This window comes from Daejeonella sp., from assembly GCF_030695525.1.
In the GTDB taxonomy this organism is placed as follows: Bacteria; Bacteroidota; Bacteroidia; order Sphingobacteriales; family Sphingobacteriaceae; genus Daejeonella.
Map to the genome: position 1 here is coordinate 81,989 of NZ_JAUYSS010000068.1, position 14,755 is coordinate 96,743.

The 14,755-nt window shown below is 37.9% G+C and carries 19 protein-coding genes; 9 read left to right on the plus strand and 10 right to left on the minus strand.

Translation table 11 applies throughout. The features are described from left to right. The first annotated feature begins 160 nt into the window (after positions 1–160). Entirely contained in the window at positions 161–463 is a 303-nt protein-coding gene (locus Q8S11_RS16130; protein ID WP_305663157.1) for a hypothetical protein, read from the plus strand. A gap of 89 nt (positions 464–552) precedes the next feature. Here the strand turns inward: Q8S11_RS16130 and Q8S11_RS16135 are convergent, their stop codons facing one another. Next, entirely contained in the window at positions 553–834 is a 282-nt protein-coding gene (locus tag Q8S11_RS16135) for a pyrimidine/purine nucleoside phosphorylase (protein WP_305663158.1), read from the minus strand. A gap of 190 nt (positions 835–1,024) precedes the next feature. Between Q8S11_RS16135 and Q8S11_RS16140 the strand changes: the two genes are divergently transcribed. Then, positions 1,025–2,047 carry a glycosyltransferase family protein gene (locus Q8S11_RS16140; protein WP_305663159.1) on the plus strand — a complete coding sequence of 341 codons (1,023 nt, stop codon included), beginning with the start codon at positions 1,025–1,027 and terminating at the stop codon, positions 2,045–2,047. An 80-nt stretch (positions 2,048–2,127) separates the two neighbouring features. On the opposite strand, the gene cysM is transcribed toward Q8S11_RS16140, so the two are convergent. The 7 genes from cysM to trpS form a co-directional block, all read right to left on the minus strand. Next, a complete protein-coding gene (cysM, locus tag Q8S11_RS16145; protein ID WP_305663160.1) occupies positions 2,128–3,000 on the minus strand; it encodes a cysteine synthase CysM in 873 nt (290 codons plus the stop codon). 1 nt (position 3,001) lies between these two features. After that, the gene (gene epsC, locus Q8S11_RS16150; protein WP_305663161.1) at positions 3,002–3,820 is read right to left on the minus strand and encodes a serine O-acetyltransferase EpsC; all 819 of its coding nucleotides are present in this window, start codon (positions 3,818–3,820) and stop codon (positions 3,002–3,004) included. A gap of 128 nt (positions 3,821–3,948) precedes the next feature. Then, positions 3,949–4,401, minus strand: coding sequence for a pentapeptide repeat-containing protein (locus Q8S11_RS16155; protein ID WP_305663162.1), 453 nt, complete (start codon positions 4,399–4,401; stop codon positions 3,949–3,951). Positions 4,402–4,423: 22 nt separating this feature from the next. Continuing rightward, positions 4,424–5,515, minus strand: coding sequence for a serine hydrolase (locus Q8S11_RS16160; protein ID WP_305663163.1), 1,092 nt, complete (start codon positions 5,513–5,515; stop codon positions 4,424–4,426). 40 nt (positions 5,516–5,555) lie between these two features. Next, entirely contained in the window at positions 5,556–6,296 is a 741-nt protein-coding gene (gene kdsB / locus Q8S11_RS16165; RefSeq protein ID WP_305663164.1) for a 3-deoxy-manno-octulosonate cytidylyltransferase, read from the minus strand. 25 nt (positions 6,297–6,321) lie between these two features. Then, positions 6,322–6,936, minus strand: a complete 615-nt coding sequence (locus Q8S11_RS16170) for a deoxynucleoside kinase (protein ID WP_305663165.1) — start codon at positions 6,934–6,936, stop codon at positions 6,322–6,324. Between the two features lie 76 nt (positions 6,937–7,012). Further along, entirely contained in the window at positions 7,013–8,008 is a 996-nt protein-coding gene (trpS, locus tag Q8S11_RS16175) for a tryptophan--tRNA ligase (RefSeq protein ID WP_305663166.1), read from the minus strand. A gap of 97 nt (positions 8,009–8,105) precedes the next feature. Here trpS and Q8S11_RS16180 point away from each other — a divergent pair, with 97 nt between their 5' ends. The 6 genes from Q8S11_RS16180 (at position 8,106) to Q8S11_RS16205 (ending at position 11,298) form a co-directional block, all read left to right on the plus strand. Beyond that, a complete protein-coding gene (locus Q8S11_RS16180) occupies positions 8,106–8,837 on the plus strand; it encodes a 1-acyl-sn-glycerol-3-phosphate acyltransferase (protein WP_305663167.1) in 732 nt (243 codons plus the stop codon). Between the two features lie 60 nt (positions 8,838–8,897). Continuing rightward, positions 8,898–9,191, plus strand: a complete 294-nt coding sequence (gene gatC, locus Q8S11_RS16185) for an Asp-tRNA(Asn)/Glu-tRNA(Gln) amidotransferase subunit GatC (RefSeq protein WP_305663168.1) — start codon at positions 8,898–8,900, stop codon at positions 9,189–9,191. 52 nt (positions 9,192–9,243) lie between these two features. Continuing rightward, on the plus strand, positions 9,244–10,005 hold the full coding sequence (locus tag Q8S11_RS16190; protein WP_305663169.1) for an ABC transporter ATP-binding protein: 762 nt from the start codon (positions 9,244–9,246) through the stop codon (positions 10,003–10,005). A 148-nt stretch (positions 10,006–10,153) separates the two neighbouring features. Then, entirely contained in the window at positions 10,154–10,702 is a 549-nt protein-coding gene (locus Q8S11_RS16195) for a cob(I)yrinic acid a,c-diamide adenosyltransferase (protein ID WP_305663170.1), read from the plus strand. Between the two features lie 83 nt (positions 10,703–10,785). Next, positions 10,786–11,007, plus strand: coding sequence for a DUF2795 domain-containing protein (locus Q8S11_RS16200; protein WP_002996718.1), 222 nt, complete (start codon positions 10,786–10,788; stop codon positions 11,005–11,007). Between the two features lie 135 nt (positions 11,008–11,142). After that, complete coding sequence (locus Q8S11_RS16205) at positions 11,143–11,298, plus strand: lmo0937 family membrane protein (protein ID WP_305365420.1); 156 nt, start codon at positions 11,143–11,145, stop codon at positions 11,296–11,298. Positions 11,299–11,342: 44 nt separating this feature from the next. Here the strand turns inward: Q8S11_RS16205 and Q8S11_RS16210 are convergent, their stop codons facing one another. Both Q8S11_RS16210 and queA read right to left on the minus strand, forming a co-directional pair. Then, positions 11,343–12,014 carry a 2-C-methyl-D-erythritol 4-phosphate cytidylyltransferase gene (locus Q8S11_RS16210; protein WP_305663171.1) on the minus strand — a complete coding sequence of 224 codons (672 nt, stop codon included), beginning with the start codon at positions 12,012–12,014 and terminating at the stop codon, positions 11,343–11,345. Between the two features lie 80 nt (positions 12,015–12,094). Beyond that, a complete protein-coding gene (gene queA / locus Q8S11_RS16215) occupies positions 12,095–13,144 on the minus strand; it encodes a tRNA preQ1(34) S-adenosylmethionine ribosyltransferase-isomerase QueA (RefSeq protein WP_305663172.1) in 1,050 nt (349 codons plus the stop codon). A gap of 153 nt (positions 13,145–13,297) precedes the next feature. On the opposite strand from queA, the gene Q8S11_RS16220 reads away from it, so the two are divergent. Next, on the plus strand, positions 13,298–14,545 hold the full coding sequence (locus tag Q8S11_RS16220; protein WP_305663173.1) for an ABC transporter permease: 1,248 nt from the start codon (positions 13,298–13,300) through the stop codon (positions 14,543–14,545). The last annotated feature ends 210 nt before the right edge of the window (positions 14,546–14,755 follow it).

Below are 14,755 nucleotides of genomic sequence, written 5' to 3' on the forward strand. Positions count from 1 at the left end.
GATTCCTGATTTATGGACAGTTTTGTTTCATACGCTCACGATTTCTGCTTAAAAATGTAAATGAAGTTTATGGAACAATTATTGCCTTAAGGTTAATGTATTGAAATGATAGCATTTTAATATAATTTCATTAAATTATAAAACATTAAATCAAAACACAATGAAAAAGCAAATCTACCTTTTACTAACTGCTATCCTTTTAGCATCAAGTTCAGTTATGGCAAATGACGTAAAGTCAAAGCCTGCATTAACAGAAACTCAGATTGCCCGTGTTGGTGAAATCACCCGCAGAGTTGAAGAAATCAAAAACATGGACAAATCTGATTTGAGTCGTGTAGAGCGTAAGTCATTACGTAATGAGCTACTTGAGATGAAAAAAGAAATGAAAGCTACTAGCGGCGGCGTTTATCTTTCTGTTGGAGCTATTATCATTATCCTTTTAGTATTGATACTAATTTTATAATCTGCTATTATTACTGATTCTATTAATCTATGAAAAATGAAAAAGCTGCCAATAATTATTGGCAGCTTTTTTCTTAGATTGATTACAATCTATTTGTATTTACACAAATAGGAAGTTTGAGATGCAGTACGCACCTTAAATGACTGGTTAGCATCGATTTCGAATTCCTGCCCTTTTCTGAATATTTCCCAGTTTTTATTACCCGGTAATTTAGCTTTCAGTTCACCTTCTATAATTAACATGGTTTCATGAAGGGATGTTCCGAATTCATATTCGCCACTTTCTATGACACCAATGGTTGATTTTCCTTCGTGAGACTGATACCCAAGAGATTTAACGGCACCTTCAAAATACTCGCTTACTGTTATCATAAATTTTATTGTTTGCCTGCGAATTTAAAAAAATATATTGTCTCTTACCTTTCTTAAATCAAATCGACTACAAACCAATGTTTTAAGTTTAAGATATGTTCAAACAAAATATCATACTTCCTAATGTCAAAGCACTCAACGGCTTTCTCATAGTTTTTTCGCAATTTAGAGACTTAAAATACCAGGATTAATGAGGATACTGTATGCTATTCAGGGCACAGGAAATGGACATTTGAGCAGGGCGATGGATGTAATTCCATGTCTCATGAAGCATGCAGAGGTCGATATTCTGGTTAGTGGTATTCAGGGTGATCTTGTTCTGCCTTATCAATTAAGCTATAAAATGAGAGGACTGAGTTTTATTTTTGGCAAGTCTGGAGGTGTTGATATCTGGAAAACATGCGTAAAGTCAAATATCGGAAAGCTTGTAAAGGAGATTAACTCACTTCCTGTTGAAGATTATGATCTTGTGATCAATGATTTTGAGCCTATTTCTGCCTGGGCATGCTATGCCAGGAATGTCCCCTGCATTGGTTTAAGTCATCAGTCGGCAGTACTCGCTGATGAAGCGCCGAAAACAGATAATAATGATGTTGTAGGAAGGCTGATCCTCAAAAATTATGCGCCCAATACTGCTCATTATGGCTTTCATTTTAAAGCTTATGGTGAAAATATTTTTACCCCTGTAATCAGAAAACAGGTGAGGGATGAGGTAATTCACAATCATGGACATTATGCAGTCTATTTGCCGGCTTATGATGACTCTCGTTTAATTGCTACTCTTACTAAGTTTAAAAGCGTTAATTGGGATGTGTTCTCCAAGCATAACCATAAACCCTACAAGACTAAGAATGTTTCTGTTCAGCCTATTCATAATGAGCGTTTTATAAGGAGTATGGCAAGTTCTGAAGGTATACTTTGTGGTGCCGGTTTTGAAACACCCGCAGAAGCATTATATATGAAGAAGAAGCTTCTGGTTGTTCCGATGAAAAATCAATATGAGCAGCAATTGAATGCAGCGGCTTTAAGTCAAATGGGAGTACCGGTCATCAGAAATTTAAACGACCGGTTTGATATGGTAATCAATAACTGGATTGAATCAAATAGAATTATTGATGTCGACTACCCGGATAAGACTCAGGAAATCATTGATCAGATCATTGAAAAACATTGTAGTATTGCAGTGATCAGGGATTTCCGTAAATCCGGTTGATACCGATTTAGGATTCTACTGTAAGATCATGCCACATAATCTTACCTGTTTTGTTCTTTGCCATAAAATTATTGTTTATTTTAACCGAAAAGTGTACTGCTGAGATATCTGTCACCACGATCGCAAGCTATAAAGACGATCAGGCCTTCATCGAGTTCTGAGGCCAGCCTTATAGCTGCGGACGCTGCTCCGCCACTACTCATTCCGGCAAATATTCCTTCTACTTTTGCAAGTTTTCTGGCCATATCTGTTGCCTCTGCTTCTGAAATATCCATGATGCGATCAACACGTTCAGGCTCAAAAATTTTAGGTAAGTATTCAACAGGCCAGCGGCGTATTCCGGGAATGGATGAATCCTCAGTAGGCTGACAACCTATGATCTGAATTTCAGGATTTTTTTCTTTGAGATACCTCGAGCAACCCATGATTGTTCCGGTTGTACCCATAGAACTCACAAAATGTGTAATTCCATTTCCCGTATCATTCCATAGTTCTGGCCCTGTACTTTTATAATGAGCAAGCGAATTATCGGGATTTGCAAATTGGTTTAATAAATAGCTTTCACCTTTTGCTGCTTTTTCTTCGGCATAGTCGCGGCATAATTCTATTCCTTCGAGTAAAGTTACCCGGGCTCCAAAAGCTTCCATCGTTAAGGTGCGCTCGCGGGTTGAGTTGGATGGCATTACAAGCTCAATTTCCAGATCGTATAAGCGGGCAATCATCGCCAGTGCTATACCTGTATTACCACTTGTGGCTTCAATTAGGCGGGATCCTTTTTTGATATCCCCGCGCTCAAGTGCACTTCTGATCATATTGAGTGCTGCACGGTCTTTTACACTGCCTCCCGGATTATTGCCCTCAAGCTTCGCATACATCTGAACTTTTGGATTTGGATTCAGTTTTTTAATTTCAACCAGAGGAGTATTTCCGACCAGATCAATTATGCCCGCCATTTTATTGCTTTTTTATACTTTTTTCGTTGGATATCACCACCTCAGAGGTGTTATAAACTGATGAACCAGGAGGTATACTTTTGGTTAACCAAACATTACCTCCTATTATACTATCATGTCCTATAACGGTATCGCCTCCTAATATTGTTGCGCCGGAATAGACTACCACTCTGTCTTCAATTGTCGGGTGTCTTTTCGTATTAGCCATGCTTTTATGAACGCTAAGTGCGCCAAGAGTGACTCCCTGATAAATTTTAACGTGTTTTCCAATCTTACAGGTCTCTCCGATGACAATACCTGTTCCATGATCAATATGAAAGTACTCACCAATCTGTGCGGCAGGATGAATATCAATTCCTGTTTTTGAATGGGCATATTCAGTGAAAATTCTTGGTAATAAAGGAACACCAAGATTGTACAATGCATGTGCCAGTCTGTAAAAGGAGATCGCATAAAAACCAGGGTATGCCCTGATTACCTCAAACTCGCTTTTGGCTGCCGGATCCCCTTCAAAAATGGCTTTAATATCGGTGTTCAATACACGGAATAATTCGGGTACCTGGGCAAAAAAGTCTTTAGCCAGTCTGGAATTATCACAATTAATACAAGCCTTTGTGGCTTCCATCATATGGCATAGTTCAGTCTCCAGCCTTTGAAACTCTTGCTTTAATTCATCAACTGAATTAATCGATCGTTTGGATTGTTCAGGATAGAGCAGTCTGATAAGTTCCAGAGCCCATCTTGAAATCTCCTTATTCGAAGGAACGGCATCCGCATCTTGTTGTTTTTTGAATATATGTTTGAAAAAATCCTCGTTCATCTCTGTTTTAAAGTCAGTATTCTTAGATGGTTTATAATGCAAGTTTAACTAAAAGATTGTTGTCGATTTGTAAAAAACATAGCACACTCAAATTATAAATGAAGGGTTGGAATGTTTGGTATTGATTTTTAAGTATCGGTTTCTATATCAATATCATATTTATCTAAAAGTCCTGAAATTCCCAATATTGAAAATTTTGCTTTTCTGATCCTGTTGTTTTCCGGATCAATGGAATAATTTATTGAAGACCGAAAATCTGCTTTTGCAAGAACCGTGTTCTCAAATGTAGCTCCGGCCAAATCGCAATTTTCGAAAACGGAACTCGTCAGATCACATTCAGTAAAATCTGTTTCTTTCAGGGATGAGTTTTTAAAAATCGTTTTATTGATCTTTGTCTTGTAAAATGAAGAGTGGTTGAGCTGACAATTTTCAAATGCAAATGCCAGCCCAAACTCATTGCAGTTTTCAAAATGAAGGCCTAACATTTTACATTCTTTAAATATTACATTCCGAAATGCTGTTCTTTCCAGTTTGACCAAACTTAAATTGCAACTGATGAATTCAACTTCAGTAAATTTCATTTTATATGCTTTCCTCTTTCCTTTAACGTGTCAACTGGTGTAAACTAAAGATTTCTGCCGGACTGCCGATTCCTTCTGCATTTAATACCTCAAGTATTTTTTTAAATGGCTCAGAATTGCCGGCAATATTCGAAAAATAAACGATAGACGTTTTCTGGTTGGGGATATTAATAGAATAGGTACTAAAACCGCAGGTACTTCCCGAATGGAATAGGGCTGGAATGCCTTTATCAAAGTAAAACCAGCCTGGGCCATAATAGCTGCCTGTTACTTCTTTTATAGAAATATTAAGTCGTGGCAATACAGAAGGCATATTGACCAGGCTGTTGTTCCAAATCCCATGAGTCCATTTTTTATAATCGTTTATGGAGCAATAAACCCCTCCATCGCCTTTAATTGCACTGGTGGAGCTTTGATCATTGGCATAGAGTCTTTTGTCACTATCCCTTGCAAAACCCATCGACCGGTATGGTATCTTTACATTAGACTCATAAACTATTGAATTTTTCATTTTAAGGGGCCTGAAAATACTTTCTTTCATGAATTCAGGAAAGGATTTGCCGGAAATCCGTTCTATGATTAATGCCAGCAGTGCATAAGCAGAATTGCTATACCTGAATTCAGTACCCGGATTGAAATAGGTCTTATCTTGCGTTTTTAAAATGTCCAATACATCGGTGTCTAATAGTTGTTTGCTGCTTTTATTATCCATAATTTCCTCATAATCAAGTATTCCTGAAGTGTGTGTTATCAGATGTCGCAAAAGGATTTTATTGCTAAGTTCGGTGGGTAATTCGGGAAAAAATCTGGAAATAGGGTCATCAAATGAAAGTTTCTGGTCCTTTTCAAGTAACAGAATACACATTGCAGTAAATTGTTTCGAAACTGAAGCAAGTCTAAAATTGGTTTTTGAACTTATGCTTTTTTTTCTTTCAGTATCTGTTAGTCCAAAACCTTTATTATATATAGGCTTCCCATTGGTTTCAATATACAATGCAATTCCAGGTTCCCCTGGCTGAATACTGTTATTGATTACCGAATCCAGACGTTTTTCCAGTTGTGCAAATGCAAAATGACTGATCATAAGGAAACAGATGGCTGCCAGGTATTTCATATTAAGCTAAATTATAACTCCCGGCAATTTAAATAAATATTCAGGGCTGTATCAATTTGAGTAATTTTTCCAGGTCTTCAGGGGTATCAATTGCCTGAATTTCTTTATCGGTTATAGCTGCCTGAATTCGGTATCCGTTTTCTATCCAGCGTAATTGTTCGAGTGCCTCTGCTGATTCCAGGACTGAAACGGGTAGTTTGGTAAGAGCCTTTAAAGTCTCAGTGAGGAATGCGTATATCCCAATGTGTTTATAAAAGGTATAATGTTCAATCCAGGTCTCTTTAGCTCTGCCTCTCAGAAAGGGAATAGTAGTCCGGCTAAAAAGTACAGCCTCCTTATTTTTATTGAGGATTACTTTTGGTGTATTCTCATTAAATAGTTCTTCATTCGAGCTAATTTTCTTGACTAAAGTTGCGATCAGGGTTTCCGGATTCTCAAAACATTTACACAATAAATCAATTTGATGTGGATCGATCATAGGTTCATCCCCCTGAATATTAACAAGAACATCAAACTCAGGGTAGTTAATTGCCACTTCCGCACAGCGGTCAGTGCCGCTTTGGTGCTTATTGGAGGTCAGGGCAACATTTCCTCCAAATAATTTTACGTGATCCGCGATTCTTTGATCATCAGTAGCAACAATTACTTTGTTAAGTGAGGATGATTTTAAACATTGCTCATAGACCCGCTGAATCATGCTTTTTCCTGCAATGTCGATTAATGGCTTTCCGGGAAAGCGGCTGGATTCATAACGGGCAGGGATGACTCCGAGTATCCTCATTGGTCAAAATATTATTTTCAGCAGATTAAAACAATCCGTTTATTTCGCGCTCAATGCTATTAATAACAAAGCCAAGATCCTCTGGTTTATTTGCAAAATCCAGTTTGTCCTTGTCCAGAATCAGTAATTTGCCCTGAGTGTAGGAGTCGATCCATTTTTTGTATTTCTCATTTAACTTTGAGAGGTAATCAAGCCTGATCCCTGCTTCATACTCCCGGCCTCTTCGCTGAATATTATTGACCAGGGTAGGTACAGACGCTTTGAGGTAAATCAGCAGATCGGGTGGTTTTATGAATGAGGTAATATTATCGAAGATTGCCCGGTAATTTTCATAATCCCGGGAGGTCATTAAACCCATATCGTGCAGGTTTTCTGCAAAAATATAGGCATCCTCATAAATTGTACGATCCTGAATGATGTTGCGGTTCTCAGTTTGAAGTTCGAGAATTTGCTGAAAACGACTATTTAAAAAATAGATCTGCAGATTAAAACTCCAGCGTTTCATATCACTGTAAAAATCTTCCAGATAAGGGTTATTATCAACCGCTTCGAACTGCGCTTCATAACTCAAATGTTTGGCAAGTAATTCTGTCAGAGTAGTTTTACCTGCTCCGATATTTCCAACGATAGCTATGTGCATGATAAATATGGTAAGTGCAAAGCGATGGCCGCAAAGCGTGTCTTAAAATACAAATTGTTTTTTTAATCAAGCTAAATTAAAAACTTTTAAATCCTATGATCTGGCGTACCTCTCTAATTGTTTTTGAGGCGCTTTCTCGAGCCTTTATTGCTCCAAACCGGGCAACTTCCCTTAAATAAGTCTCGTCCCTCGCAATTTCATTTATTCTCTCACGAATTGGTGCTGTAGAAAGGATCATGTCTTCTGCAAGCTGCTTTTTGAAATCACCATATCGTATCGAACACTGATTATACAGGGAATCAAAATGATCATAGGTATCGGCAGATGAAACAATTTTCATCAGGTCAAACAGATTTTGAATTGCTTCCGGCTTCTGTTGATTTTCTTCGGTAGGCCCGGCGTCACTCAAGCTCCGCATCACTTTTTTACGGATCACCTCAGGCTCATCGGATAAATAAACAGCATTTCCCTCGCCTTCAGATTTGCCCATTTTTCCTTTCCCATCAAGGCCCGGAACTTTAACAAGCTTTTCAGCAAAATTAAATGCAAAAGGTTCAGGAAAATATTCTGTTTTATATAACCGGTTAAAACGATTTCCGAAAGTCCTTGACATTTCGAGGTGCTGTTCCTGGTCTTTTCCAACAGGAACTTTACTTGCCTTATGGATAAGAATATCTGCAGCCATAAGTACAGGGTAGGTTAGTAATCCTGCATTAACGTTGTCTGGATGTGCGCGAATTTTATCTTTAAATGAGGCGCTCCTCTCGAGTTCGCCCAGATAGGCATTCATATTCAGATATAGGTATAATTCTGCAATCTCCGGAACATCCGATTGAACATAAATGGTTGCTTTCTCAGGATCAATTCCTGCAGCAAGGTACTCTACCAGCACCTGTCTTACATTACCGTGCAAGTCTTCTGGGGTAGGATGGGTCGTCAGTGAATGATAATCAGCTATAAAAAAATAGCAATTATATTCATTCTGCATCTGAACAAAGTTTTTTACAGCACCATAGAAATTTCCCAAATGCAGTTTACCGGTACTGCGGATACCACTAACAACAGTTTCCATAAGCCGCGAAATTAAGGAAATTTTCTGAAAAAGGCTGTGCAGATTCATAAGTAGAACCAGCCTGAAAACATCAATGGAATTTTCTATTTTTGAGCGAATGAAAAGGCTGTTAAAAAGTATTCATCTGTACTATTTTCAGATCTCGCTTGCACTGGTCTTTTCAACTCTTTATCCGGCTATATATTTTTTTTCCCGCACTCCGGTAAAGTTTCATGCAATGAACAGATTGAGATGGTATTTCAGTTATATCAGCTCAGTATTTTCAGGTTTTATCTTTCGTTTTACCTATAAAGAAAAAATTGACTGGACAAAAAATTATATTATCTGTGCTAATCATACATCAAATCTTGATATTACAGCTATTATTCTTCTTGCCCGACGGAATTATGTGTTTATGGGAAAAGAAGAGCTCCTAAAGAACTTTATTACAGGGATATATTTCCGGACGATTGATATACCACTAAAGCGGGACAGTAAAATGTCAGCATTCAGAGCATTTAAAAAGGCAGATGAAAATTTAAAGGAAGGGAAACATCTTGTAATTTTTCCGGAAGGAATGATCAGTGAATCCTATCCTCCCGTCTTACAACCCTTCAAAAACGGGCCCTTTAAACTGGCTATTGAGAATGGGGTGTCTATTCTGCCTGTGACTATCCGAAATAACTGGAGTTTGATGTGGGATGATGGTAAACAGCATGGAAGTACCCCAGGTATTTGCGATATTTGTGTTCATGCCCCGATCGATACAAAAGGAATGGGGGCGGCAGATGTGGAAGATTTGAAGGACAGAGTTTATAACATCATTCATGATTCTCTGAAAAATTCATAACAGTGTAATACATCTATTTAGAGATTTATTTGATCAATCTTAATAATATTAAAAAGAAGAATGAAAGTAGACCTGGAAATGATTGATAAAGTTGCCCATCTTGCAAGACTTGAAGTGCAGGAGGATGAAAAGCAGGGCTTGTTGGATGATATGAATAAAATTCTGACATTCATGGATAAGTTAAATGAGGTTGATACCGAAGGGGTTGACCCTCTGGTTTATATGAGTGATGAGGTGAATGTTCTTCGTGAAGACCTCGTAAAACATGAGATAAGCAGGGAGGAAGCCTTGAAAAATGCCCCAAAACAGGATGGAAAATTCTTTAGGGTGGCAAAAGTAATTAATAAACCCTAATTTAAGCCTAGCTGTAACAAATGGTTTATACCGATAGTCTAAAAAGAAAAGCATGGCCAAAGATCCACTTATTACCCTATTAGATATCGGCAGAAAATATGTTATCGGTGCAGAAACTATACATGCCCTGAAATCAGTGAGTCTGACCATTGAAAAAGGTGAATTCGTTGCCCTGATGGGTCCTTCAGGTTCAGGTAAATCAACTTTAATGAATATTCTGGGATGTCTTGATACCCCAACCAAGGGCACGTATATATTAAACGGCAATCAGGTTAGTGAGATGAGTGATAGTGAACTTGCTGAGATAAGAAATAAGGAGATTGGCTTTGTGTTCCAAACCTTTAATTTATTGCCCCGCTCATCTTCCCTCGAGAATGTTGCCCTGCCATTGGTTTACGCAGGAGTAGGTCGTGCACAGCGTGAAGATCGCGCTCAAAAAACTTTGGAAAGCGTAGGTTTGGGTAACAGGGTACATCATAAACCTAATGAACTTTCCGGTGGTCAGCGACAGCGGGTGGCAGTTGCCCGGGCACTGGTGAATAACCCTTCTATCATTCTGGCTGATGAGCCCACAGGTAATCTGGATACAAAAACCTCGGTCGAAATCATGGGCTTATTGGAAGAAATTCATTCCAAAGGGAATACAATTATACTTGTAACTCATGAAGAGGATATTGCGCAACACGCTCACAGAATTGTTCGTATGCGTGATGGATTAATTGAGAATGATTATTTAAATCCGAATGTTAAATCGGTATCTCCTCGATTGGCTGATATGGAAAGCAAAGGATCTGATTTTGAGAATATACAATAGGTTTGTAAGTTGTAAGTTATAAGTCATACCCGTATTGATTTAAAGCCTTTTATTGCCTGATAAATTCTTGCCCGGATAATGTTAATATAGCTTTCTTGTGACTATTTAGTGCATTATATTAGGCCTGTCAATTATCAATTGAATTCAAATGAAAATTTATACAAAAACAGGCGATGCGGGACTTACATCACTGATTGGTGGCACCCGTGTTCCTAAGTATGATCTGAGGATTGAGAGCTATGGCACAGTTGATGAGCTCAATTCATACATAGGTATGATCAGGGATCATGAAATTAATTCTGCTCATAAGGACATATTGAAGGAAATTCAGGACAGGTTGTTTACAATCGGTGCTTCCCTTGCTTCTGACCCGGAGAAATCGAAGATGAAGATCCCTGATCTGCATTTATCAGATATTAGCTTGCTGGAGGAAGAGATTGATGCTATGAATTTGATACTTCCTGAGCTTAAGCATTTTATTTTACCCGGAGGAAGTCAGGCCGTTTCATTTTGCCACATTTCGAGATGTGTATGCAGAAGGGCAGAGCGGATAATAGTACAACTAAAGTCTGAGAGTTTTGTTGATGATAAGGTTGTGATATATTTGAACAGGCTGAGTGATTATCTTTTTGTGCTTTCAAGAAAATTGTGTTTCGACAACAATGTGCCTGAAAATCAATGGATTCCTCGTGTATAATTTACATACTGGAAAATAATTGATATTCTTATTTAAATTATTATATTTTTGCAAAAATTAGTATAAATCAAATTCTAAGAAATATGTATTGGACATTAGAATTAGCGTCTCATTTGGAAGACGCACCATGGCCGGCCACTAAAGATGAACTTATTGATTACGCAATTCGTTCAGGAGCTCCAGTCGAGGTTATTGAAAATCTTCAGGCTCTGGAAGACGATGGTGAGCCCTATGAAAATATTGAAGAGATTTGGCCGGATTATCCCACAAAAGATGATTTCTTCTTTAATGAAGATGAATATTAAGTAAAGTAGCCCTGTAATTCAGGGCTTTTTTTTGTACTTATTTTTGGTATAGTTTACCGGGATTACTATGAGTTTGTAGAAATGGTACAGTTTTGGTGTTAGTAATTGCGAATTATTAACTAAAAAATAAAAACTATGGGAAATTTACTTTATCTGATTGCGGTTATTTTGATTATCCTTTGGATTTTCGGCGCTTTTGTCTCTCCAATAGGAGGTAACCTTATTCATGTGCTTTTGGTAATCGCAATTGTTGCGATATTACTTCGTGTAATCAGGGGAGGCTCTATATAATCAGTATTTAAGTTTGTGCCCGTTCTGATAAGAATGGGCGCAACTTAAAAACCCGGGTTCAAATAAATTTCAGCTAACCTGATATCTTCAGGGAAGGTGATTTTAAAATTTCTGTATTCCCCTTCTATCAGATTAATCTTTATTCCTGAATGTTCTGCTACGGAAGCATCATCCGTAAATTCATTTCGGAATTCCTGTCTATAGGCCTTTTTAATAATATCGGAGCTAAAGGTTTGAGGGGTTTGTATAAGATATATTTCTTCCCTATTAAGGGGAATGGTATGCTTCCCGATTTGCTGCCTAACAGAATCCCTGCTTTTTATTGCGGTAACAGCATTTCCTGATAAACTGGCTTCCTGAAAGGAACGATCAATGAGCTGGCTGCTTAAGAGTGGTCTTACTGCATCATGGATTGCAATGATTGCTTTTGATTTTATAGCTTTTATCCCATTTTTAACAGAATCAAAGCGATGAGTACCTCCCTTTACGAGTTGGTGTGGGAAAGAAAAATTATGCAGTACACAAAGATTTTCCCAATATTGATGGAAATCTACATTTAGCACAACAATAATTTCAGGATTATAATCAGACTTGTGGAAGGCTTCTATCGTATGCATTAAAACAGGACGACCTCTCAGCAGCATAAACTGTTTAGGTATTTCCGAAAGCATCCTGGAACCGGAACCCCCACCAACTATGATTGCAAAGTATTTCACAACTCAATATATGAAAAGCCTTTCAAAATCAAATTGAGTATTTAAATAATTTTCTACTTTGGGGTCTGTTTTAAAAAATCTTAGATGATCAGCATGGCATCGCCGTAGCTATAGAAACGATATTTCTCTTTTACAGCCACTTCATAGGCCTTCATTACATGTTCGTAACCTCCAAATGCTGCAACCATCATCAATAAAGTTGATTCAGGGGTGTGAAAGTTTGTGATCATGCAATTGGCAATACTAAACTCATAAGGTGGGAAAATGAACTTACTTGTCCAGTCGTTTGCCGCTTTTAATTCTCTTCCAGCAGAAACTGCAGATTCTATAGCACGCATTGAAGTAGTACCAACAGCACATACTTTACGTTTTTCGAATATCGCTTTATTAACAAGGTCAGCATCTTTTTGTGTGATGATGAATTGCTCAGAATCCATTTTGTGTTTGGTCAAATCTTCGACCTCCACAGACCTGAAGGTTCCAAGCCCGACATGCAATGTAACTTCTGCGAAATCTATTCCTTTCAGTTCCAAACGTTTCATCAATTCGCGACTGAAATGCAAACCTGCAGTTGGAGCCGCCACAGCACCTTCATTTTTCGCAAAAATTGTCTGGTAGCGTTCTTTATCTTCGGGAGTTGCCTTTCGTTTGATGTATTTTGGAAGAGGTGTTTCACCAAGGATTTCGATATTTTTTCGAAACTCTTCATCAGTGCCATCGAATAAGAATCGGATTGTTCTACCCCGGGAGGTGGTATTATCTACTACTTCTGCAACAAGTAAATCATCATCGCCAAAATATAATTTATTACCTACTCTGATTTTACGGGCTGGATCCACTAAAACATCCCAAAGGCGTAATTCGCGGTTTAATTCACGAAGCAAAAAAACTTCAATTGTAGCACCTGTTTTTTCTTTATTTCCATATAAACGAGCCGGAAATACCTTAGTATTATTTATGATCATCACATCCTTCTCGTCAAAATACCCTAAAACATCTTTAAATATTTTATGTTCGATTGCTCCGGTTTTCCTGTCTAAGACCATCAGACGGGCTTCATCACGATTTTCTACAGGGTTATGGGCGATTAAAGAATCAGGTAAATCAAATTTGAACTGCGATAATTTCATAATGATGTATAATGGATTTAAGGGCGCAAATTTAGCAAAATAAAACTACAAATCTTAATGCTTAGTTTGTAGTTTTCCCCATGAAATTTTATTATCTGACAAAATCATAGCAGAGCTGTAACGTTTTTAATTAAATTTGGTCTAAACTGGAATATGATATTTCTCAAACTTTTAAAGGAGAGCTTCTTGTTTGCTTATGAAGCACTTCGTCAGAATAAGCTTAGAACAATCTTGTCATTGTTAGGAATAACGATTGGTATCATGACTATTATAGGCGTTTTTTCGGCAGTTGATACCCTTCGCAACAATATTCAGAGCAGTGTCGAAAAGTTGGGAAGTAATACTATCTATATTCAAAAATGGCCCTGGGTTGGTGGACCCGATTTTCCATGGTGGAAATACATCAGCAGACCTCAGCCCAGCCTACGTGATTTTGATAAGCTGAATGAACGTTTGATGAATGCCGAGGGAATTGCTTTTCAAATAAGTGTTGGAAATCGTACTATCAAGTATAAAAATAATAGTATTGAGGGTGCTGAAATTGCTGCCGCATCTCATGATTACTATAAAGTATGGAAATTTGATTTTGAATCAGGAAGATATTTTACGGATGCCGAATCAAAAAGTGGAAGACCTATAGCAATAATCGGCTATTCCATTGCTGATGGCCTATTCCCAAATCAGGATCCAATAGGAAAGGTCATAACGGTATTTGGAAGAAAAGTGACCATCATAGGGGTTTTTACAGAAGAGGGTGAAGATATGCTTGGAATCTCAGCTGATAAAACCGTTTTAATCCCTTTGAATTTTGCAAAGGGTGTAATAAAAGTTGAAGATGAACGCTATGGTCCCCAAATTACTGTAAAAGGCAGGGAAAATATTTCTGTTAATGAACTTGAAAGTGAATTGAAAGGTACCATGCGGTCCATACACCGGCTTTCTCCTGCTGATGATGACGATTTCTCACTCAATAAAACAACCATTTTAACCGCTCAGCTTGATCAGCTTTTCGGAATTATAGATTTTGCAGGAGCATTTATCGGAGGATTCTCAATTCTGGTTGGTGGATTTGGAATAGCCAATATCATGTTTGTTTCTGTAAAGGAGCGTACCAATATAATCGGAATTCAGAAATCACTGGGAGCTAAGAATTATTTTATTATGCTTCAGTTCCTGATTGAATCAGTCCTTTTATGTCTGATGGGGGGCTTTATAGGCCTAATCATCGTTTTTATTCTTGCATTCGTATCTAAAACTTTCTTTGACCTGAAGATTGTTGTAGATATCGGTAAGATTATTCTTACGATCGGCCTTTCGACAGCTATTGGGTTAATCTCCGGGTTTATACCAGCATACAATGCTTCAAGGCTTGATCCGGTTGAGGCGATAAGGAGTAAGTAATTCTTAATTAGTTGAGAATTGAGAGTGGAGAATCATTGCTGTCCGGTTAAATTCTGTACCGGGCATAATATCTCGATAAAGGTTTAACAGACTCACATTCTAGCTAATTTCAAAATAAGAGGCCCCCTCTCAACCTTTCCTCCCTCCATTGCCGGGGGGCGAATTCGTTATTCACCAGTTTTTGATGTTTTTAAAGGTGTTCATGCTTTT